This is a genomic window from Saccharopolyspora sp. NPDC002578 (assembly GCF_053592695.1).
Genome location: NZ_JBSFWJ010000007.1, coordinates 35,091 through 55,685 on the forward strand (window position 1 = coordinate 35,091; position 20,595 = coordinate 55,685).

Annotated in this window: 23 protein-coding genes; 10 read left to right on the plus strand and 13 right to left on the minus strand. The window is 72.5% G+C overall.

What is annotated here, in order from left to right:
- The first annotated feature begins 49 nt into the window (after positions 1 to 49).
- The 4 genes from sigE to tatB all read left to right on the plus strand — a co-directional run bounded on the left by sigE (position 50) and on the right by tatB (position 3,836).
- Positions 50 to 637, plus strand: coding sequence for an RNA polymerase sigma factor SigE (gene sigE / locus ACWD38_RS05760; protein WP_184484686.1), 588 nt, complete (start codon positions 50 to 52; stop codon positions 635 to 637).
- Positions 634 to 1,359, plus strand: coding sequence for a zf-HC2 domain-containing protein (locus ACWD38_RS05765; RefSeq protein ID WP_184476979.1), 726 nt, complete (start codon positions 634 to 636; stop codon positions 1,357 to 1,359). The genes sigE and ACWD38_RS05765 overlap by 4 nt, the downstream gene beginning before the upstream one ends.
- A gap of 173 nt (positions 1,360 to 1,532) precedes the next feature.
- On the plus strand, positions 1,533 to 3,323 hold the full coding sequence (locus tag ACWD38_RS05770; protein ID WP_184476977.1) for a trypsin-like peptidase domain-containing protein: 1,791 nt from the start codon (positions 1,533 to 1,535) through the stop codon (positions 3,321 to 3,323).
- 102 nt (positions 3,324 to 3,425) lie between these two features.
- Entirely contained in the window at positions 3,426 to 3,836 is a 411-nt protein-coding gene (gene tatB, locus ACWD38_RS05775; RefSeq protein ID WP_184476975.1) for a Sec-independent protein translocase protein TatB, read from the plus strand.
- Here the strand turns inward: tatB and ACWD38_RS05780 are convergent.
- Positions 3,815 to 5,041: an MFS transporter gene (locus ACWD38_RS05780; protein WP_343071185.1), complete on the minus strand. Its 1,227-nt coding sequence runs from the start codon at positions 5,039 to 5,041 to the stop codon at positions 3,815 to 3,817. The genes tatB and ACWD38_RS05780 overlap by 22 nt on opposite strands.
- Positions 5,042 to 5,104: 63 nt before the next feature.
- On the opposite strand from ACWD38_RS05780, the gene ACWD38_RS05785 reads away from it, so the two are divergent.
- Positions 5,105 to 6,043, plus strand: coding sequence for a LysR substrate-binding domain-containing protein (locus tag ACWD38_RS05785; RefSeq protein ID WP_184476973.1), 939 nt, complete (start codon positions 5,105 to 5,107; stop codon positions 6,041 to 6,043).
- Positions 6,044 to 6,092: 49 nt separating this feature from the next.
- Here ACWD38_RS05785 and ACWD38_RS05790 read toward each other — a convergent pair whose 3' ends face one another.
- Positions 6,093 to 7,670 (minus strand): leucyl aminopeptidase family protein, encoded by a 1,578-nt coding sequence (locus ACWD38_RS05790; RefSeq protein ID WP_343071184.1) that lies wholly within the window; start codon positions 7,668 to 7,670, stop codon positions 6,093 to 6,095.
- 129 nt (positions 7,671 to 7,799) lie between these two features.
- Positions 7,800 to 7,967, minus strand: coding sequence for a DUF3117 domain-containing protein (locus ACWD38_RS05795; protein WP_184476971.1), 168 nt, complete (start codon positions 7,965 to 7,967; stop codon positions 7,800 to 7,802).
- 375 nt (positions 7,968 to 8,342) lie between these two features.
- Here ACWD38_RS05795 and ACWD38_RS05800 point away from each other — a divergent pair, with 375 nt between their 5' ends.
- Positions 8,343 to 9,131, plus strand: a complete 789-nt coding sequence (locus ACWD38_RS05800; protein ID WP_184476969.1) for an enoyl-CoA hydratase-related protein — start codon at positions 8,343 to 8,345, stop codon at positions 9,129 to 9,131.
- A 48-nt stretch (positions 9,132 to 9,179) separates the two neighbouring features.
- Here the strand turns inward: ACWD38_RS05800 and ACWD38_RS05805 are convergent, their stop codons facing one another.
- The 3 genes from ACWD38_RS05805 to ACWD38_RS05815 all read right to left on the minus strand — a co-directional run bounded on the left by ACWD38_RS05805 (position 9,180) and on the right by ACWD38_RS05815 (position 10,421).
- Positions 9,180 to 9,635, minus strand: a complete 456-nt coding sequence (locus tag ACWD38_RS05805) for an SRPBCC family protein (RefSeq protein ID WP_184476967.1) — start codon at positions 9,633 to 9,635, stop codon at positions 9,180 to 9,182.
- A 5-nt stretch (positions 9,636 to 9,640) separates the two neighbouring features.
- Positions 9,641 to 9,982 carry a DivIVA domain-containing protein gene (locus tag ACWD38_RS05810; RefSeq protein ID WP_184476965.1) on the minus strand — a complete coding sequence of 114 codons (342 nt, stop codon included), beginning with the start codon at positions 9,980 to 9,982 and terminating at the stop codon, positions 9,641 to 9,643.
- A gap of 88 nt (positions 9,983 to 10,070) precedes the next feature.
- Positions 10,071 to 10,421, minus strand: coding sequence for a helix-turn-helix transcriptional regulator (locus ACWD38_RS05815; RefSeq protein WP_184476963.1), 351 nt, complete (start codon positions 10,419 to 10,421; stop codon positions 10,071 to 10,073).
- Positions 10,422 to 10,758: 337 nt separating this feature from the next.
- On the opposite strand from ACWD38_RS05815, the gene ACWD38_RS05820 reads away from it, so the two are divergent.
- Positions 10,759 to 11,127, plus strand: a complete 369-nt coding sequence (locus ACWD38_RS05820; protein WP_184476961.1) for a hypothetical protein — start codon at positions 10,759 to 10,761, stop codon at positions 11,125 to 11,127.
- A gap of 13 nt (positions 11,128 to 11,140) precedes the next feature.
- Here the strand turns inward: ACWD38_RS05820 and folP are convergent, their stop codons facing one another.
- From folP to ACWD38_RS05835, 3 genes are all read right to left on the minus strand, one after another.
- Entirely contained in the window at positions 11,141 to 12,019 is an 879-nt protein-coding gene (folP, locus tag ACWD38_RS05825) for a dihydropteroate synthase (RefSeq protein ID WP_246456661.1), read from the minus strand.
- A gap of 165 nt (positions 12,020 to 12,184) precedes the next feature.
- Positions 12,185 to 12,736: an LOG family protein gene (locus tag ACWD38_RS05830; protein WP_246456660.1), complete on the minus strand. Its 552-nt coding sequence runs from the start codon at positions 12,734 to 12,736 to the stop codon at positions 12,185 to 12,187.
- Positions 12,733 to 13,509 (minus strand): LOG family protein, encoded by a 777-nt coding sequence (locus ACWD38_RS05835; RefSeq protein ID WP_184476957.1) that lies wholly within the window; start codon positions 13,507 to 13,509, stop codon positions 12,733 to 12,735. Before ACWD38_RS05835 ends, ACWD38_RS05830 begins: the two co-directional genes overlap by 4 nt.
- 232 nt (positions 13,510 to 13,741) lie before the next feature.
- Between ACWD38_RS05835 and ACWD38_RS05840 the strand changes: the two genes are divergently transcribed.
- The gene (locus ACWD38_RS05840) at positions 13,742 to 14,671 is read left to right on the plus strand and encodes a slipin family protein (protein WP_450123451.1); all 930 of its coding nucleotides are present in this window, start codon (positions 13,742 to 13,744) and stop codon (positions 14,669 to 14,671) included.
- Positions 14,672 to 14,686: 15 nt separating this feature from the next.
- Here ACWD38_RS05840 and dapE read toward each other — a convergent pair whose 3' ends face one another.
- Entirely contained in the window at positions 14,687 to 15,763 is a 1,077-nt protein-coding gene (gene dapE, locus ACWD38_RS05845; protein ID WP_184476953.1) for a succinyl-diaminopimelate desuccinylase, read from the minus strand.
- 206 nt (positions 15,764 to 15,969) lie between these two features.
- Between dapE and dapD the strand changes: the two genes are divergently transcribed.
- Together dapD and ACWD38_RS05855 are read left to right on the plus strand one after the other, a co-directional pair.
- The gene (gene dapD / locus ACWD38_RS05850) at positions 15,970 to 16,956 is read left to right on the plus strand and encodes a 2,3,4,5-tetrahydropyridine-2,6-dicarboxylate N-succinyltransferase (protein WP_450123452.1); all 987 of its coding nucleotides are present in this window, start codon (positions 15,970 to 15,972) and stop codon (positions 16,954 to 16,956) included.
- A 71-nt stretch (positions 16,957 to 17,027) separates the two neighbouring features.
- The gene (locus ACWD38_RS05855) at positions 17,028 to 17,951 is read left to right on the plus strand and encodes a CHAD domain-containing protein (RefSeq protein WP_184476949.1); all 924 of its coding nucleotides are present in this window, start codon (positions 17,028 to 17,030) and stop codon (positions 17,949 to 17,951) included.
- A 4-nt stretch (positions 17,952 to 17,955) separates the two neighbouring features.
- Here the strand turns inward: ACWD38_RS05855 and dapC are convergent, their stop codons facing one another.
- From dapC to ACWD38_RS05870, 3 genes are all read right to left on the minus strand, one after another.
- Positions 17,956 to 19,074: a succinyldiaminopimelate transaminase gene (dapC, locus tag ACWD38_RS05860; RefSeq protein ID WP_450123453.1), complete on the minus strand. Its 1,119-nt coding sequence runs from the start codon at positions 19,072 to 19,074 to the stop codon at positions 17,956 to 17,958.
- Positions 19,071 to 19,391 carry a ferredoxin gene (fdxA, locus tag ACWD38_RS05865; RefSeq protein ID WP_184476945.1) on the minus strand — a complete coding sequence of 107 codons (321 nt, stop codon included), beginning with the start codon at positions 19,389 to 19,391 and terminating at the stop codon, positions 19,071 to 19,073. The genes dapC and fdxA overlap by 4 nt, the downstream gene beginning before the upstream one ends.
- Before the next feature lie 164 nt (positions 19,392 to 19,555).
- Positions 19,556 to 20,590, minus strand: coding sequence for a hypothetical protein (locus tag ACWD38_RS05870; RefSeq protein WP_450123454.1), 1,035 nt, complete (start codon positions 20,588 to 20,590; stop codon positions 19,556 to 19,558).
- Positions 20,591 to 20,595 lie beyond the last annotated feature (5 nt).

Sequence of the window (20,595 nt, forward strand, 5' to 3'; positions counted from 1 at the left end):
TGTGCACCAGCCGCAGGAGGTGGCTCCACGTCCGATGCCAACACAGTCGATGAGTCCGGCCGTTCGAGCGGACCAGAACACCGTCGCCGCCGCACCCGTCTCGGATGCGGAGTGGACGCCACCGTCCTGGGACGAGGTCGTCCGCGAGCACGCCGACCGGGTCTACCGGCTCGCGTACCGGCTCAGCGGCAACCAGCACGACGCCGAGGACCTCACGCAGGAGACGTTCATCCGCGTCTTCCGCTCGCTGGCGTCCTACAAGCCGGGGACGTTCGAGGGCTGGCTGCACCGGATCACCACGAACCTCTTCCTCGACATGGCCCGCCGCCGTTCGCGGTTGCGGATGGAAGGCCTGCCCGAGGACACCGACCGGCTGCCGAGCACCGGCCCCAGCCCGGAGCAGGTGTTCTACGAGACGCACCTCGACCCGGACCTGCAGGCCGCGCTGGACGAGGTGCCGCCGGAGTTCCGCGCGGCCGTCGTGCTCTGCGACGTCGAAGGACTCTCCTACGAGGAGATCGGAACCACCCTCGGGGTGAAGCTCGGTACTGTGCGCAGCAGGATCCACCGCGGCAGGCAGATGTTGAAGGCCACGTTGGAAGCTCGGCGGGAACAGGCTCGGGAGGAGTCGGCATGACGGCTCGGCGAGGGTGGGGGCTGTCCGAACAGCACCTCGCGCTGGACGCGCTCGTGGCATTCGTGGACGGAGAGCTCACCGCCAACGCCCACGACCGCGCCGCCGCCCACCTCGCCCGGTGTCCGGCCTGCGCGGCGGACGCCGCGGCGCAACGGCAGGCGCGCACGGCGGTGCGCTCCGCACCCGCCCCTTCCGTCTCGGCGGGCCTGCTCCAGGCCCTCCAGGCGATACCGTCGAGCGCTGAGCTGCCCGCCCAGCCCGACGGGCTGGCGCTGACCGAGGACGGGCAGCTCGTCGCGGTCAACCCGGGAGCACGACCCGGCCGGTTCGGTTCCGGAGCCGCCCTCGGCTCCACCACTCCGCTCGGCGGCGGCCAGCAGCCGATGGGCACGAGCACCCCGCTCGGCGCGACGTCGCCGGACCAGCGCGCCGGGCGCGGTAGGCGAACGGGTGCGGGCGTGGTGTTCTCCGGGCTGGTGCTCGGTGCGCTGGCCCTGGTGAGCGTTCCCGACGAGCAGCTCCCCCCGACCGACGCGGGCCCGATGCCGCACCCCGGCGAGGCCTACGACTCGGCGATGATCCCGGCCTCCGCCCGGCTGAGCGAGCCGCCGCGCGACGCCCCGGCCCCGCCTCCGCCGTCCGAATCGGCGGCCTTCCCCAGCTCGGACGCTCCGGCGACGCCGTCGGGCTCGCCGCTGATCTCGGCCTCCGTCCAGCCCTGAACCACCTCGCCCCGGGCGAATCCGGTGTGCGAGCGGGCACCTACGCGGACTTCACCTGATGCTGGGCAGGATGTGCGGTGGACGCCCACCACCGGTACCGGTGCGCGGGACGCCACCTTCATGTGATCCACTCGCATGCCGATGTGTCGACGACTTCGCAGGTCCGGGGAGCGATGAGCGAGCAACCGAGGAAACCCGCGCAGGGATCCGACCCGGTGCGGCCTGATCGGACCCGTCCGCACGGCGACCAGGACGGCACCTTCCCCACCGGCGGCGCGCCGCGCGAGCAGGCGCTGCACCCGTGGCAGCAGGGCTCCGCAGCGCCCGCGCGCGGGGTCCCCGCCGAAGACTTCCAGCGCCCCGGCACCGGCGGCGAGCGGCCGGTGGCGCGGACCGGCAACGGGCCTTCCGAACCGCACGAGACCTCGCCGCCGAACCCGGCGGGCCCCGCCGGACCGGGGCACCAGCCCGCCGCCGCTCAGCAGGACGACCCGCAGCGCCTCGGGGCACGCCCGACGCAGCGCCCCGACGTCGACCCCGCGCAGGCCCGGACGTTCGGCAGGCCCAGCGGCGTGTCCGGCAGCTTCCACCCCGACGCCTCCCGACGGCCGGGCTCGGGCGTCGAGCAGGCACCACCACCGCCGGACGCGCTGACCAAGGCCTTCGGCCGCCCCCAGGGCACGCCCGATTCGCTGCAGCGCGAGCCCGGCGAGACCCCGCCCGCGACCACCACCGAGCAGCCCGCGACGTTCTGGAACGACCGCGGCGACCGGGACCCGTGGCGCAACCCCTCGGCGAGCTCCGTGATCGGGCCGCCCGCGCTGCCCGAGGAGGCCGCCGAACCCGACGCCGAACCCGGCCCCGGCCCGCTGCTGAGCGCCCGCGAGGTCCTGTTCGGGCGCCGGGTGCGCCCCCGCTCGCTCGCCGCGCTCGCCGGAGTCGCGGTGCTGCTGGCCGGTGTCGGCGGCTTCGTCGGCCGCATCACCGCCGAGGAGGGCAACCCGCTGACCAACCCGGACGTGACGCTGGCCGAGGTCGAACCCGGCATGGAACGCCCCAGCGGCGGCGTCGCGGGCGTCGCCCACCGCATCGTGCCCGCCGTGGTCTCGGTGGAAGTGCACGTCGGCGCGCAGGGCGGCAGCGGCTCCGGCGTGGTGATCGACGGCAACGGCTACATCGTCACCAACAACCACGTCGTGTCGATGGCCGCGGACACCCCGGGCGCCAGGGTCTCCACGGTCTTCAGCGACGGCAGCCGGGTGCCCGCCCGGATCGTGGGGCGGGACGTGAAGACCGACCTCGCGGTGATCAAGGTCGAGGTGGCCAACCCGACCGTCGCGCAGCTGGGGCGCTCCGCCGATCTGGCCGTGGGCGACCAGGTGATCGCCGTGGGCTCCCCGCTGGGGCTGGCGAGCACCGTGACCACCGGCATCGTCAGCTCGGTGAACCGGCCGGTGCGGCTGGCCGGGGAAGGCACCGACACCAACGCGGTGGTGGACGCGATCCAGACCGACGCGGCGATCAACCCCGGCAACTCGGGTGGTGCGCTGGTCGACGGCAACGGTGCGGTGGTCGGCATCAACAGCGGCATCCGCACCATCGGCTCCGGCGGTGAGGGCGGCTCGATCGGCCTCGGGTTCGCCATCCCCATCGACGACGTGCGGCGCATCTCCCAGGAGCTGATCCGCGGTGGCAGGGCCGTGCACGCCGACCTCGGGGTCAACGCCAAGTCCGTCAACGACGGCACGACCGACGGCGCCCAGGTGCTCAACGTGCGGGACAACGGCTCCGCGGCGGCGGCGGGCATCGCCGAGGGCGACGTGATCATCCGGGTGGGCGACCGGAAGGTCAGCACCGCGGACGAGCTCGTGGTGGCCGTGGACCGCTATCCCGTGGGCAGAACGGTCCCGGTGACCGTGGTGCGGCAGGGCCGTGAGCTGGTGTTGGACGTGGCGCTGCGCTGAATGCGCATCCAGTTGGGAAAAGTGGCGTTTCCGCAAGGTCCGTCCGGGTGGGTAGGCTGGCGGAGCGCGACGCGCACGGCATGGAGTGAAAGGTGATCCGAGGTGTTCGACAGCATCGGCTGGGGTGAGATCCTGGTCCTCATCGTCGCCGGTCTGTTCATCCTCGGCCCGGACCGGTTGCCGGAGGGCGCAGCGTGGCTGGGCCGCACGATCCGCCAGGTCAAGGAGTACGCGACGGGCGCGCGCGATCAGCTGCGCTCCGAGCTGGGACCGGAGTTCGACGACCTCCGCAAGCCCCTCGAAGACCTGCGCGGCATCCGCGACTTCAACCCCCGCACGGCGGTGACCAAGCACCTGCTGGACGGCGAGAACCCGCTGAACCCGCCGCTGAACGGCAACAACGGCAGCAACGGCAACAACGGGTCGACTTCCACTCCGCCCAAGCCGCAGTCCCAGCCGCAGACACCGCTCGCTCCGGGGGAACGGCCGCCTTACGACTCGGACGCCACCTGAGCCTCGGGTTCCGGCGCGGCGGCGCCCACCGTCCGAGCTCGCCGACTGCGCAGCACCGGCACCGCGGCGAGGACCAGCCAGCAACCGAGCACGGCGGTCATGCCCGCCCAGCCCCACGCCGCGTAGGCCACGCCGCCGAGCACCCCGCCGACGCTGCTGCCGCCGTAGTAGGCGAGCTGGTACATCGCGGAGGCCTGCCCGCGCGCCGAAGGTGACGCGAGCAGTCCGACCCAGCCGCTGGCCACCGAGTGGGCGGCGAAGAACCCGCCGGTGAACACCACGAGCCCGGTCAGGATCACCACCAGGTTCCCGCCGAGCATCAGCAGCAGCCCCAGGACCGCCGTGCCCAGTCCGGCCAGCAGCACCGGGCGCCGCCCCCAGCGGTCCGCGAGCCGCCCGGCCAGCGCCGAGGTGACGGTGCCCGCGGCGTACGCCAGGAACGCGAGAGCGGCCAGCGCGGGCGGCACCGACAGCGGCGGCTCGACGAGCCGGAAGCCCAGCACGTTGTAGACCGCGACGAACGACCCCATGCCGAGCGCGGCGACCAGGAACGGGGGCCGCAGAGCCGGATCGGTCGCGGCGGCGCGCACCCCGGTCAGCAGCGGTGTCCAGCGCAGTTCCTGGCGCCGCTGGTGGCGCTCCCGAGGCAGCAGCAGGACGAACGCGACCGTGCAGATCCCGGCCAGCGCGGCGACCGCCGCGAGCCCGCCGGTCCAGCCCGCGAAGTCACCGGCGATGCCGCCGAGCAACCTCCCGGACATGCCGCCGATCGTGGTGCCCGCGACGTAGAGGCCCATCGTGGTCCCGAGGTCCCGGCCGCCGGTCTCGTCGGCGAGGTAGGCGGCGGCGACGGCCGCGATGCCCGCGACCGCGGCTCCCTGCACCAGGCGCAACGCCACCAGCAGCGGGAAGTGGGCCACGAAGGGCAGCAGCAGCCCGATGGCCTCCGCCAGCAGCAGCGAGCACACCATGATCCGCCGCCTGCCGAACACCTCGGACAGCGTGCCGAGCGGGATCGCGGCCACCGCCAGGCCCAGCGTGCCCGCGGAGACCAGCAGCGCCGTGGTGCCAGGGGCCAGCGCGAACGACTCGGCGAACTGCGGCAGCACCGGCTGCGGCGCGTACAGCAGCGCGAACAAGGCCAGGGCGCCTGCCAGCAGTGCGAGCCGGATGCGCCGGATCCGGTTCAGGTCATCGGTGAGCACGTGGGCGACGGTAAGCAACGCTAACTAATGCGTCCAATTCATCGAACATCGACAATCCATGCCGTGACGCATGAATCAGATGGATCGCTGGACGCCGCCCAGCTCACCGCGGATCTGGCCCCGACGTTGAACCTGCTGCGCACCGTCGCGGCGGAGGGGCATCTCACACGGGCGGCCCACCGGCTCGGCATCCCGCAACCCACCGTAAGCCGCACCCTCGCCCGGCTCGCCGATCGCCTCGGGACCGAGATCGTGACGCGAGACGGGCGCGGCGTGCGGCTCACCCGCACCGGGGCGAAGCTGGCTGCCGCCGCCGACGACGCCTACCGCGAACTGGCCGACCGGTGCCGCGAAGTCGTGGAAGAACTCGATCCGGACCGGGGACGGGTGGCACTCGGCTTCCAGCACACCATGGGCGGCGCCCTCGTTCCCGAACTCATCAGGAGCTTCCGGACCGACCATCCCGGAGTGCGGTTCCGGTTGGTCCAAGGTGCGCGCGACGAGCTGCTGACCGGGGCGCGGGACGGCAGGCTCGATCTCTGCCTGGTCTCGCCGATGCCGTCCGGCCCGGAGTGGGAGGCGAGCCCGGTGACGCGCGACGAACTGGTCGCGGTCGTGCACACCGACCACCGCCTCGCCGGGCGCACGAGCGTCCGGCTGGCCGACCTCGCGGGTGAGGACTTCGCGCTGCTGAGCTCCGGCTACGGGCTGCGGCGCATCGTCACCGAACTGGCCGGCGCGGCGGGCGTGGCGCTGCGGACCGCGTGGGAGGGCGAGGAGGTCGACACCGTGCGCGGACTGGTCGCGGCGGGTCTCGGCGTCACCGTGCTGCCCAGGGCGCTGGGCGGTGCGGTGGCGGGCACCGCGGAGATCTCGTTGAGCCCGGCCGCGCACCGCACCGTCGGCATCGCCTGGCCGGCCCACCGCACCCCGCCTCCCGCCGTGCACGCCTTCCGCGAGCACGCGATCACCCGCGGAGACCCACCGGCCGGATGCGAATGATCCCGCGGCGGATCACGCCCGCCACGGGATCACTCGGACATCAGCGGTGTCACTCGGCCAGCGAGGCGGCGAGCTCCACGAGGGTCCTGGCCGCGAATCCCGTCGCGCCCGGGACGACGTCGTCGTAGGCCTTGTCCGCACGCCCCGGCCCGGCGATGTCCAGGTGCGCCCACGGCACCGCGCCGACGAACTCGCGCAGGAACAACGCGGCCGTGATGCCACCCGGTCCTTGCGGCGCCTGGCGCACGTCGGCGAGCTCGCCCTGCACGTCCGCGGCGTGGTCCTCCAGCAGCGGCATCCGCCACCAGGACTCGCCGACGCGCTCGCCGGCCTCGCGCAGCGCGCGCTCCAGCTTCTCGTCGGTGGCGAACAGTCCACCGGTGCGCAGCCCCAGCGCGACCTTCATCGCCCCGGTCAGCGTGGCGACGTCGACGATGAAGTCCGGCTCGTGGCGCTGCACCGCGTAGGCCAGCGCGTCCGCGAGGACCATCCGGCCTTCGGCGTCGGTGTTGGCGACCTCGGTGGTCTTGCCGCCGTAGTGGCGCACCACGTCGCCCGGCCGGTAGCTGCTGCCGGAGACGTGGTTCTCCGCGGACGGCACCAGCGCCGTCACCCGCACCGGCAACCGCAGCCGGGCGATGGACAGCAGTGCGCTGAGCACCGCGCCGCCACCGGCCATGTCGGTGCGCATCAAGTGCATCCCGTCGGCGGGCTTGATCGAGATCCCGCCGGTGTCGAACGTGATCCCCTTGCCCACCAGCACCAGGTGCGGGCCGGACTTCACGCCCTCCGGCCGCCAGGTCAGCTCCAGCAGCCGCGGCGGGCTCACCGAGCCGCCGCCGACCGCGAGCACACCGCCGAAGCCCTTGTCCGCCAACCACTTCTCGTCGCGGACCGTCGCCGTGACACCCGGCAGCGGTCCCGCGAGTTCGGTGCCCGCGCCGGCGAGCCACACCGGGTTCTTCACGTTCGAAGGTGCGTTGGCCAGGTCCCTGGCCAACGAGGTCGCCGCGGCCCACTCGTGCGCGCGGGCCGCGGCGGCGCGCAGCTCCGCCGGGTCGACCCCGTCGGGCACCACCAATAAAGCCTTGCGCATCCGCGGCGCGGCCGGTTCGGCCGACACCCGGAACCGGTAGTCGCCCAGCGACAACCCGAGCGTCAACGCCGAGACGAGCTCGGCATCGGCGTCCGCGGGCAACCGCACCTGGACGTACTCCGCTTCCGCCGCGTCGCCGAGGTCCGCCGGGTCGGCGTCGTCCTCCGCGATGCCCTCGCCGAGCCGGGCGCGCGCCGCCCGCGCGATCGACGCGCCGATGGAACGCCACCGGCCGACGCCGGAACCGGCGCCGACCACCCAGCCGAAACGCCCGTCCGGCAGCGGAACCGTGCGCACATCGCCCACGGTGGCCGTGACGCCCAGCGCCTCCAGCAGCGAGGGGTCCACGCCCCACGGTTCGGCGGCCGCGGCCAGGTCAGGCCCGGAGGCCCCGTCGAACACCGGCACCGCCGCCGGAACGCCGTCCCGCCACCGCGAGACCACGTCCACTTCGACCAGTGCCGTCGGGATCACCGGGAGCACCGCGTGCTCCGGGGTCCGCGACGAGCCGAACACCGAGGAATCGGACACGGATTGAAATCCTTCCCGCACTCAAAGAAAAGGCCGTCTCGGCCACTCCACGGATACCGGCCCCGGCATCGACCTCGGATGCCAGGGCCGGCGACGATCGGGTGCACGCCGATCGCTTGCGCAGCGGCCTCAGCCGGTGACAGATTCCAGGGCCTCGCCCAGGTTCGTTGCCTCCTCCACCGACATCTCGACGACGAGCCGCCCACCGCCCTCAAGGGGGACGCGCATTACGATTCCGCGACCCTCCTTCGTCACCTCGAGGGGACCGTCACCGGTCCGGGGCTTCATGGCCGCCATAGCGTGCTCCCTCCGTGAACTCTTCCCACCCGCTGATCGCCCACAATCAGTCGGGTCCGGTTCCATTCTCCCCCATCCGGACGCAGCCGCGAAACCGAACCGATCAACTCGTGTCGCTCTTGCGCTGGTCGAATACCGGCGGCGGGTGGCAGACTCAGCCTTCGTGCGGGCATGTTCGGGACTTTTCGGCTCGCAGCACGGCCATTCGTGCGAGCGTCGTGCTGCCATTGCTGCATTTCCGGTCGACCGTCCCATCAGGACCGTTCCCGAGATGCGCACCGTGATCGCGCCGGCACTCCCCGTGCGCAGTCCACTGTGGATGCGCTGGTCAGAGTGCCCGCGGCCCGCACACCTCAAGCGACGAAAGGGCGAGAAGTGTCGGATGTACTGCTGACTCAGGACACCGGTGGCGTGCGGCTGATCACGCTGAACCGGCCGGAGTCGTTCAACGCGCTCACCGTGGAGCTCAAGCTCGCGCTGACCGCGGCGCTGCGCGAGGCCGCGGCCGACGACGCGGTGCGGGCGGTGGTGGTCACCGGTGCGGGACGTTCCTTCTGCGCGGGCCAGGACCTCAAAGAGCACATCGCGATGCTGGAGTCGGACGATCCCACTCCACTGCGGACGGTCGAGGAGCACTACAACCCGCTGATCCGCGCGGTGGCGACCATGCCGAAGCCGATCATCGCCGCGGTCAACGGCAGCGCCGCGGGCGCGGGCGCCTCGCTGGCGTTCGCCTGCGACCTGCGCATCGCCGCCGCGGACGCCAAGTTCCTGATGGCCTTCGCCAACGTGGGCCTGTCCTCGGATTCCGGCGCGTCCTGGACGCTGCCGCGCCTGATCGGCTACGGGCGGGCGATGGAGCTGATGCTGCTCGCGGAGCCGGTCGCGGCCGAGGAGGCCCTGCGCATCGGCATGGTCAACAGGGTCGTCGACGCGGGCCACGCCACCGAGGCGGCGATGGAACTCGCCGGACGCATGGCCACCGGCCCCACCAGCGCCTACGCGCGGATCAAGGAAACGATGCGCGCCGCAGCGGCGGAGGGGCTCGACGAGGCCCTCGACGTGGAGGCGGGCGCGCAGATCGAGGCGGGCCAGACCGCCGATCACCGCGAAGCGGTGGCGGCCTTCGTCGCGAAGCGCAAGCCGAACTTCACCGGCCACTGAGCCTTCCAGGGCCGTTCGCCCCGCTCGACGGCGGCGGACGGCCCTCGCTCACCGGGCGAGAGCCGGGTACTCCGCGCAGAACTCGGCGAACCGGTCCAGCGACCGCCGCAGCCCCCAGGTGAAGGCGGGCCGCACCACCGGCCACATCATCCCGGTCCCGGCAGGCGTCGCGAGGTCCTCCCACCACACGAACGTCGACTCGTCCGACTCGCCGCGCGCGATCACCCGGAAGCCGCCCTCACCGGAGACCAACGCCCCCGTGTGGCGCACCCGGCAGCACAGCGGCACCCGCATCTCGATGATCTCCATCGTGTCCAGGAAGCCGACGCCGCGCAGTCCGGTGAACGCGGCCAGCGTCGTACCGCGACCACCGTCACCGCTGACCACGTGCACCGTGGTGCCCAGCATCCACTCGCCCTGCCGCGGCCAGTCCGTCGCCGCCGCCCACACCTGCTCCGGTGCGGCGCGCACCGGCACCTCCAGCCGTAGCTGCGCGTTGCCCACCCGACTCACTCCTCCCGGTCCACCGCCCGGGCCCGCTGCAGCTGCTCGCCCGCGACGTCCAGCTGCCGCTGCAGGACGGCGACCTGGCCGCGCAGGTCGTCGACCTCGTTGGCCAGCCGCTCCAGCGCCCAGTCCACCTCGGCAGCCTTATACCCGCGCACGACCTGTTGAAACCGCAGCGAGCGCACATCGGCGCCTTCGACGTCGACGGCGGGCAATCTGGTCGGCGTCGCGCCGGGCGGTAGCGCCTCCAGCTGCTCCCCCCGCCCGAAGACCAGGGCAGCGAGCAGGTAGATCACCGCGGCGACCACGAGCACGACGAACAGGTAGATCAGCGCACTAGCCACGCTCCGATCGTGGCACGGCGCCCGTGCTCGGCGGCAGCAGACCTCGATGTGCGCGGACTCGGTCGCATCACCCGTCCGTGCGCTGGCGTCAGGTCTTGGCGGAGGCCTGGGAAGGGATGACCTTGCCTTCGAGCACGCCCTCGATGGCGGAGGTGAACTCGCGCCACGCCCGGCGCTCCGAGTGCAGCGTCTCGACTCCGGACTGGGTGAGGCGGTAGGTACGGCGCTGCCTGCCGCCGACCGTGCTCCACGCGCTGCTCACGTAGCCCGCGCGCTCCAACCGGCGCAGCGCGGGGTAGACGGTGCCCGTCGGCAGGTCCAGTGCACCACCGCTGCGCTGCTGCAACGCCTCGATGATCGCGTAGCCGTGCAGCTGTCTGCCATCGAGCGTGGCGAGCAGCAGGGCATCAAGGTGGCCGCGGAGCGCATCAGCCTTCACAGGTAGCGACTCTACGGTCATTTCCCACCACTGTCACCGTCCGGGCACAAGGGGCCGTTGGTCCTTTCCCGATTCTCCCAGGCGTGAATTGGATCACTCACCCGCATGGCGGGCGGCCTCCTCGGACGAATGCTGCGCCGATGGTCCGAAGAGGTGGCGCGGGAGATCGCGGTTCGTGATCGGCCGCGGTGAACCACGGCCCCGTTCGTGGGGCATTGCTCGGCCGAACGAGTGGATCGATTCACAAGGGACTCATCGCGGCGGTTCGGCGGCCCACACTGCGGATCACCAGGCGCGCCCCCGCGGGCGCGTGCCGACGAGCAGGCAGGAGGTCGGCGTGCGCGACGACAGCGAACGACACGCTCCCGGTTCGATCGACGAACGGGAGGTCATCCTGCCGTCTCCCAGGAACCAGCCCGACGCCGACCCGGCGCCGCAGAGCGCCCTGTCCGTCCGGTCCGGCCTCGAAGATCTGCGGGTGCGGATCGCCGCGCTGGTCGAGGCGGTGCACCAGCTGCCCGCCACCGGACTCGAACTCGACGAGGCGCAGTGGCGCATCGACGAGCTCGCCCAGGAGATCAACCGCCCGTACCCGAGCCGGCCGCGGGTGCGGTCCCGCTGGCTGCGGCTCGCACCGCTGCTGCGCGAGCTCGACGCGGCGCTGCCGGTGGCCGCGACCGGCCGCATGATCGACGACGCCTTCTGACCCTCCGGCGCGGTCAGGCCAGGGCGCGCAGCACCTGGCTCGGCGGCCGGGTCCCGGCGACGGCGGCGACCATGTCCACCACGCGCCGGGTCGCCGCGACCTGGTGCGCGCGGAACACTCGCGCGCCGGACCAGGCCGCGACGGCGGTCGCCGCCAGCGTGCCCTCCAGCCGCTCGGAGACCTCGACGTCGAGGGTCTCGCCGATGAAGTCCTTGTTCGACAACGCCATCAGCACCGGCCACCCGGTGTCGACGAGCTCACCGATCCGCCGGACCAGTTCCAGCCCGTGCCAGGTGTTCTTGCCGAAGTCGTGCGTCGGGTCGATCAGCACCCCGGCGCGCGGCACCCCGAGCGAGACGGCGAGCTCGGCGCGTTCAACCAGTTCCGCGGCGACCTGCGCGACCACGTCCGAGTAGCGCGCCCGGTACGGGTCGGTGCGCGGCGGCAGCCCTCCGGTGTGCGAGCACACGACGCCCACGCCGAACTCGGCGGCGACCCGCGCCACCTCAGGGTCCGCCCCGGCCCAGGTGTCGTTGAGCAGGTCGGCGCCCGCCTCGCACACCCGCCGGGCGACCTCGCCGCGCCAGGTGTCGACGCTGATGACCAGCTCGGGATGCCGTTGCCGAACCGCGGCCACGAACGGCACGACCCGGCGGGACTCCTCGTCGGCGTCGACCCGTTCGCCCTGCGCTCCGGCGCGGACGCCGCCGATGTCGACGATGTCGGCGCCGTCCTCGACCGCGGCGTCCACGGCGGCCAGCGCGGCCTCGGCGGCGAAGGTGGCGCCGCGGTCGAAGAACGAGTCGCGGGTGCGGTTGACGATCGCCATGACCAGCGCGCGGTCCGCGGCCACGTCCTTGTCACCGAACCGCATCGCGGGCTGAGACGTCATGCCCCGATCCTGGCACGCCGCCGTACTGCCCGTGTTCGATCTCGGCTTGAGCAGCGGGTCGTTCAGCGGAACCTCAGCGGTTGGTCTTCTTGCATTGGTGGTCACTGCTCAGCGGCTCCGCCGCTGACAAGACGACGACCTCACTTCGAGATCGAAGACAGCCGGTCAGGCGCACGCGTCGAGTGCCGCGTCCACCTCGGTGACTATCGTCAGCGCGTCGAGCGAGCGCTGCGAGGCGAACCCGTCGGCGACGAGGCCGCGCACCCAGTCCAGCATCCCGCGGTAGTGCCCGTCGGGGTCGAGGATCACCACCGGCTTGCTGTGCATGCCGATGTAGCGGGAGGTCCACACCTCGAACAGCTCCTCGCAGGTGCCGATGCCGCCGGGCAGCGCGAGGAACGCCGAGGCGTGCGCGTCCATCAGGCCCTTGCGCTCCCGCATCGTGTCGACGACGAGCAGTTCGTCCGCGTCGTCGTCGGCGACCTCCAGGTCCACCAGAGCGCGCGGGATGACCCCGACGGAACGGCCGCCGCCAGCGCGGGTCGCCCTGGCCACCTCACCCATCATGGACACCCGGCCACCACCGGAGACGAGCGTCCAGCCGCGCTTGGCGATGCCGCTGCCGACCTCCGCCGCGAGGTCGAGGTAGCGCTGGTCCACCGGCCCGGATGCGCAGTACACGCACACCGCTGCCCCGGTGGTCTCCTGCTCGCTCAATGCGCGTCCTCCCATGCTTGATATGCCTCTTCCACGATGCGCACGGCATCCTCCACGTCGTCGGTCAGGTGCAGCAGGGCCAGGTCCTTCTCGCCGACCTTGCCGGACGCCAGCATGGTGTCCCGGACCCAGTCGTAGAGGCCCTGCCAGTAGGAACGTCCGAACAGCACGACGGGGAACTTGGTGACCTTCTTGGTCTGCACCAGGGTGAGGGCCTCGAACAGCTCGTCCATCGTGCCGAAGCCGCCCGGCAGGCAGATGAAGCCCTGGGCGTACTTGATGAACATCGTCTTCCGGGCGAAGAAGTATCGGAAGTTCACCCCGAGATCAACCCACGGGTTGAGCCCCTGCTCGAAGGGCAGCTCGATGCCGAGTCCGACCGAGAGCCCGCCCGCTTCGGAGGCGCCGCGGTTGACGGCTTCCATGGTGCCGGGGCCGCCGCCGGTGATGACGGCGCACCCGATGTCGGCCATCGCCGCGCCGAGCCGCCTGCCGATCTCGTACTCCGGGTGCTCGCGCGGGGTGCGGGCGGAACCGAAGACCGTCACGGCGCGCGGCACCTCGGCCAGCGCGCCGAACCCCTCCACGAACTCGGATTGGATGCGCATCACCCGCCAGGGGTCGGTGTGCACCCAGTCGGTCGGGCCGCGCGAGTCCAGCAGGCGCTGGTCGGTGGTCGTCGATTCGTGCAGCCGGGAGCGGCGCAGCACGACCGGTCCGCGTCGTTTCTCCTGCGGGCGCTCCGCGCCGTTGGGTGAGCCCTCGATGGTCATGGAACGAGGGTAAGCACCTGCGGGAGAACTCCGGGTTCCGCGCCGGTGACCACGTGGTGCCGTGTCGGCGCGGGACTCGCCGCGCCGAGCGGCCATGGCCCCGCCGACCTGCGGCGGAACGCTCGGACCGGGGTGGACCCGAGGCGTACCGTGAGCAGTACGACGACCCGACTGGTGCCCGTCCGGCGCAGGTCGGCGGCACCGAGGCCGCGGATCCAGGTTGGGGGCCGCCATGCTCATCGAGCTGCTCGTCATCGTTCTGGCCATCGCCGTGCTCTGCGCCGGTTCCGCCGCGAAGATCATTACGCAGTACGAGCGCGGAGTCGTGTTCCGCTTCGGCCGGCTGCAGGAGTCCGTGCGCGGGCCGGGCCTCACCTTCATCGTTCCGGTGGTGGACCGGCTGCGGAAGGTGAACCTGCAGATCATCACCATGCCGGTGCCCGCGCAGGAGGGCATCACCCGCGACAACATCACGGTGCGGGTGGACGCGGTGGTGTACTTCAACGTCACCGACCCGGCTCGGGCCGTGGTGAACGTCGAGGACTACCTGTTCGCGATGGGCCAGGTCGCCCAGTCCTCGCTGCGTTCGATCATCGGCAAGAGCGACCTCGACGACCTGCTCTCCAACCGGGAGCGGCTCAACGAGGGCCTCGAAGTCATGATCGACAGTCCGGCGCTGCACTGGGGCGTGCACATCGACCGGGTGGAGATCAAGGACGTGTCGTTGCCGGAGTCGATGAAGCGCTCCATCGCCCGGCAGGCGGAGGCGGAGCGGGAACGGCGCTCCCGGATCATCGCCGCCGACGGCGAGTACCAGGCTTCGCGCAAGCTCTCCGACGCCGCCGGGGTCATGGCCGATGCGCCCGCCGCGCTCCAGCTGCGCCTGCTGGAGACGGTGGTGGAGGTCGCGGCGGAGAAGAACTCGACGCTGGTCCTGCCGTTCCCGGTGGAGCTGCTCCGCTTCGTCGAGCACGTCCAGGGCTCGCAGCAGGCCACGACGGCGCAGGACGAGCCCGCAGCCCCGGACACGGCCCCGGACGCGATCGCCCAGGTCCCCGAACCGGCGGGCGTACCGGACGTCGAGGGGATGCCTGCGGTGCACGACGCCAGGATCCTGCCCGGAGCTCCCGCGCAGGACCTCGGCTCACCGAGCGGCCGCTGACCCGGCGGGGCGGCCTCAGCGCAGGAAGCGGGTGAGGACGTCGGCGCAGTGGCGGATGTCGGCGGTGGGCACGTTCTCCTGCTGGGTGTGCGCCAGAGTCGGCGAACCGGGGCCGAAGTTCACCGCGGGCAGTCCCCGCGCGGCGAACCTCGCGACATCGGTCCAGCCCAGCTTCGCCACCGGTTCCCCACCGGCCGCGGCGACGAGCTCCGCGGCAGCGGGCGACCCCAAGCCGGGCAACGCACCCCCGGAGGCGTCGACGACGGTCACGTCGAAGCCGTCGAACACCTCGCGGACGTGGGCTTCCGCCTCGGCCAGGGACTTGTCCGGGGCGAAGCGGTGGTTGACCGCCACCACGCACGAGTCCGGAACGACGTTGCCCGCCACACCGCCTTCGATCCGGACCGCCTGCAGCCCCTCGTGGTACTGCAGGCCGTCGATCACCGGTTCGCGCGGGGTGTAGTCGAGCAGCCGCCGCAGGATCGGCTCGGCGGCGTGGATGGCGTTGTCGCCCATCCACGCGCGCGCCGTGTGCGCGCGGGTGCCGCTGGTGCGGATCTCCACGCGCAGCGTCCCCTGGCAGCCGGCTTCGATGGTGGCGTTGGAGGGTTCGCCGACGATGGCAAGGTCGCCCTGCAGCCAGTCCGGCAGGTCCCGTTCGATCCGGTTGAGCCCGTTGCGCTCGGCCGCGATCTCCTCGCAGTCGTAGAACAGGAACGTGAGGTCGTGGCGCGGTTCCGGCAGGGTCGCCGCCACGTGCAGCAGGACGGCGTCGCCGCCCTTCATGTCCACGGTTCCGCACCCGTGCAGCACTTCGTCGTCGCCGGAGCCGGTGCGGCGCGACGGCAGGTTGTCGTTGATCGGCACCGTGTCGAGGTGCCCGGCGAGCAGCACCCGCGAGTCCCGCCCCAGGTGGGTGCGGGCGAGCACGGCTTCACCGCTGCGCACGACCTCCAGGTGCGGGGCCTGGGTGCGCAGCGCGTGCTCGACGGCGTCGGCGATGCGCCGCTCGTCACCGGAGACGCTGGGAATGTCCACCAGCGCGGCGGTCAGCTCGACGGGCTCGGCACGGAGATCCAAGGGCGCGGTCACCCCAGGCAGGCTACCCGGCCGCCGGTCCGGCCCGCCGCCGCGACACGGGAGTGATCAACGCCACTCCGGAAGTCCACGATGGACACTGGTCGCGGCGGAATTCGCCGCTGCGGTGGGCAATCGCACGATCACGAACAGTGCACGAGCGCCCGGACGAGCCGACCCCTGGAGGGCGGTGCCGGAATGCGCCGATTACCGTTTTTCGCATGAGCGCGCAGACACCCGACCCGCAGACCACCGGCGCCCACGGCGTCGGCCTGGCCACCGTCACCGATGACGGCACCGTGCTGGACACGTGGTTCCCCACCGTCAAGCTCGGCGAGCCCGGCGAATCCCGCAGCACCCGGCTCAGCGCCGAGGAAGCGGCGAACTCCCTGGGCGCGGCCGGGGCCGCGCTGCTCGGCCGCGACGACGCCCGCGGTGTGGACGTCGTCGCCGTGCGCACCGAGATCGGCAGGCTCTCCGACCAGCCCGCCGACACCCACGACCTCTACCTGCGCCTGCACCTGCTCTCGCACCGCCTGGTCCGCCCGCACGGGCAGAGCCTGGACGGCATGTTCGGGCTGCTGTCCAACGTCGTGTGGACCAACCACGGCCCCTGCCCGGTCGAAGGGTTCGAGGCCACCCGGATGAGCCTGCGGGCGCGCGGCCCGGTCACCGTCTACAGCGTGGACAAGTTCCCCCGCATGGTCGACTACGTGATGCCCTCCGGCGTGCGCATCGGCGACGCCGACCGGGTTCGGCTCGGCGCGCACCTGGCCAGCGGCAGCACCGTGATGCACGAGGGCTTCGTGAACTTCAACGCGGGCACGCTCGGCGCCTCCATGATCGAGGGCCGCGTCTCGGCAGGCGTGGTCGTCGGGGACGGCTCCGACATCGGCGGCGGCGCCTCGGTGATGGGCACCCTCTCCGGCGGCGGCAAGGAGATCATCTCCATCGGCGAGCGCTGCTTGATCGGCGCCAACGGCGGCGTCGGCATCACCCTCGGCGACGACTGCGTCGTGGAGGCCGGGCTGTACGTCACCGCGGGCACCAAGGTCTCGCTGCCGGACGGCACGCTGACCAAGGCTCGCGAGCTCTCCGGTTCGAACGGCCTGCTGTTCCTGCGCAACTCCGGCACCGGCACCGTGGAGGTCCGGCCGCGCTCCGGCGGCAAGGTCGAGCTGAACGCGGCGCTGCACGCGAACGACTGACCGGCCGCGCGGCTCGATTCGACCACCGAACGACGGGGGTTCACCGGTCCGGAATCGGTGACACTGGTGGTATGAACCGCCCCTTCGGCACGTCCGGCCTGCCACCAGAACCCGTGGTGGCGGGCCGGACCGACCCGATCGCCCAGCACGTCCGCGCCGCGCTGGACGCCCGGCTGCGCACGCTGCTGGAGCACGAGCCCGGCGCGCGAAGCGGCGAGGAACCCGAGCGGCTGCACCAGATGCGCGTCTCGGTCCGCCGGATGCGAGCGGTGCTCAAGTCCGCCGGACCGTTCCTCGACCAGCGCTGGTCGGAACCGCTGCGCGAGGAACTGGGCTGGCTCGGCCGCGAACTCGGCGAGGTCCGCGACCTGGACGTGCTGCTGGGCCGGCTGCGCGGCGAGGCCTCGGATTTCGAGGCGGCGCAACGGGAATCCGCGGCCCTGCTGTTCGGCCCGCTGGAGATCGAGCACCGGGCCGCCCGGGAGTCGCTGGTGATCGCGCTGGACGGGCAACGCCACCGAGCGCTGATCGACGCGCTCGTCGACGCCGTGCAACGCCCGCTGCCCGCCTCGGACGTCGAGCACTGCGGGCCGCGCGAGCTCCGCGCGCTGGTCGCCAAGCAGTACCGGCGGGTGCGGCGCACCGTCGACGAGATCGGCACCGACCCGACCGACGCGGAGCTGCACGAACTGCGCATCCTCGGCAAACGGCTGCGCTACACCGCGGAACTCGCCGAACCGGTGCTCGGCAAACCGATGCGGCAGCTGCTGGGCGCGGCGAAGCGCTTCCAGGACGTCCTCGGCGAACACCGGGACGCCTGCCTCGCCGAACGGCGGGTGCTGGACCTGCTCGCCGCCCGGGGCCCCGCTCCCGACCCGGCGATCGCGTTCGTGGCCGGTCGCCTGGTCGAGCGCGAGCGCTCCCGCCGGCTCGCCCACCGGGAGCAGTGGCACGAGAGCTGGCGGGAGCTGCGCGGTACTGCCGCGAAGGTGTGAGCGCTCAGCTCAAGCGGTCCGCCGCCGCCTGGATCCGCTCGTCGGTGGCGGTCAGCGCGATCCGGACGTGCCGCTGCCCGGCCGGGCCGTAGAACGTGCCGGGCGCGACGAGGATCCCGCGCTGCGCCAGCCAGCCCACCGTGTCCCAGGCGTCCGCTCCGCGCGTCGCCCACAGGTACAGGCCGCCGTGCGAGTGCTCGATGGTGAACCCGGCTGCTTCCAGCACGGGCCGCAGGACCGCGCGGCGAGCCGCGTACAGGTCGCGCTGCACGCCCACGTGCTCGTCGTCGGCCAGCGCGGCGGTCATGGCCTGCTGCACCGGTCGCGGCATGATCATGCCCGCGTGCTTGCGCAGTTCCAGCAGGCGCCCGACCAGGTCGGGGTCACCGGTGACGAACCCGGCGCGGTACCCCGCGAGGTTCGACGACTTCGACAGCGAGTGCACCGCCAAGATCCCGGTGGGGTCCGCGGTCACCGAGGGGTGCAGCACCGACACCGGTTCGGCTTCCCAGCCGAGCTCCAGGTAGCACTCGTCCGAGGCCACCACGGCCCCGGCTGCGCGCGCCGCCCGCACCGACGCCGCCAGTTCGGCGGCGTCGAGCACCCGGCCGGTCGGGTTGGACGGCGAGTTGAGCCAGACCAGCGCGGTTCCGGCTGGCGGGGTCTCGCCCGGAGCGAGCCGCACCACCTCGGCACCGACGAGCTTCGCGCCGACCTCGTAGGTCGGGTAGGCCAGGTCCGGGATGGCGACGACGTCGCCCGGTCGCACCCCCAGCAGCGTCGGCAGCCACGCGACCAGTTCCTTGGAACCGATCGTGGGCAGCACCGCCGCGGGATCGACGGTCACGCCGTGCCTGCGCAGCAGCGCGTCCACCGCGGCGGCCCGCAGCTCGGGGGTGCCGTGCGTGGCCGGATAGCCGGGGATGTCGGAGACCGAAGCCAGCGCCGCGCGCAACGGCTCCGGCACCGGATCGACCGGCGTGCCGACCGAGAGGTTCACCAACCCGTCGGGATGCGCACGTGCCGTCGCGGTCTGCTCCGCCAAGGAATCCCAGGGGAAATCCGGCAGTCGCGGGCCGCGCAGCGCGTGCGCCCCGTCCACGGGATGCGTCTCGGAGGTCATTCTCCCTGCGGCGGCAGGCTGGTCACGGGCTCGACGTCCTTCTCGACCTTGCCGACCTTGGCCGCGCCGCCGGGCGAGCCGAGCTCGTCGAAGAAGTCCACGTTCGCCTTGGTGTAGGCGCCCCACTCGTCGGGGACGTCGTCCTCGTAGTAGATGGCCTCCACCGGGCAGACCGGTTCGCAAGCACCGCAGTCGACGCACTCATCGGGGTGGATGTAGAGCATCCGCCCGCCTTCGTAGATGCAGTCGACAGGGCATTCCTCGATGCATGCCTTGTCGAGCACGTCGACGCAGGGCTCGGCGATCACGTAGGTCACGGTTGCTCTCCTGCTTGTTTTCGATCCGGACCAGGCTTCCGCTACCCGGCCGATGACAGTATCCCCCGGCCCCGGCGCGGCGGGCCAAGGTGGTCCCGCCGCACGGGACCCGATTCGACCATACGACGGCCCGCCCACGACGGTAAACGCCGTAAACCCCTAGATCACCGACGCGTCACCGCGTGGCCTTCGGCCCGCAACCACTTCGCGCCGAGCTTGCCGATGCGCCGCAGCGCGGAACGTTCGCCCAGGTAACCACCTACGACACCGACGATCGGTACGTTGCCGAGCCACTCGTGGTAGAAGCGGCCCTGCGGGCGTTTGTCCAACTCCGAGTCGATCTCCCAGAGCGCACGTGCCATTCGCCACACCGTGCGCACGACCGCCTTCAGCCGGGAGCCGCCGGAGCGCTCCGCGGCGTCGAGCTCCTCGGTCAGCTCCGCGGTCTTCGCGTCCTCCTCGGCCTGCGCTCCGCCGCGCGCCCCGGAGGCGACGTCCTCGGCGAGGTCGCGGTCCAGCAGCACCTTCGCGATCAGCCGCACCCGCGTGGGGTGGTCGGTGACGCCGTGCTCGGCCGCGATGGCCGACAGGACCAGGCCTTGGCCCGCCAAGCCGAGCGCGTTGCGGATCGGCAGCCGCGAGGTGAGCGCGCCACCGAACCGGGGCAGGCCCGCGACGACCGCGACCAGCCGCCCCACTCGTTGCGCCCACCAATCGCAGCGCTCGTCCACGCCCATCGCGTCCCAGGTCGAGCTGCCCGGCAGCCGCATGCCGTCGAGCTGCCGCAGCATCTTCTGCAGCAGGCCCGGTCCCTTGTCCGGCTCGTGCTCGGTTCCCGCGCGCCCGCCGTCCGCGTCGGCGCCGTCGGCCACCCCGGCGCCACCGGCGGTTGTTCCTGCGCCGTCGGCTGCTCCTGCGCTGTCGCCTGCACCGGCACGCTCGGCTGATCCGGCGCCTTCGCCCGGGCCGTCGGCTGCTCCGGCATCGTGCGGTGAACTCCGCTGCGGCTGGTCATCGCCCGTCGTCGCCTCGCCGGCCGGGGCGGCGCCTTCGGCCTGGACCTCGGCCGCCGTGTCCTCGAACCGGCCGCGCAGCCGGAACGGGTCGGACTGCCGCAGCACGTCCAGCAGCGGCGTGGTGGCGCGCACGAACGGGCGCAGCACCACCGCGACGCGTTCATCGGTCAACACCTCGGCCACGACCG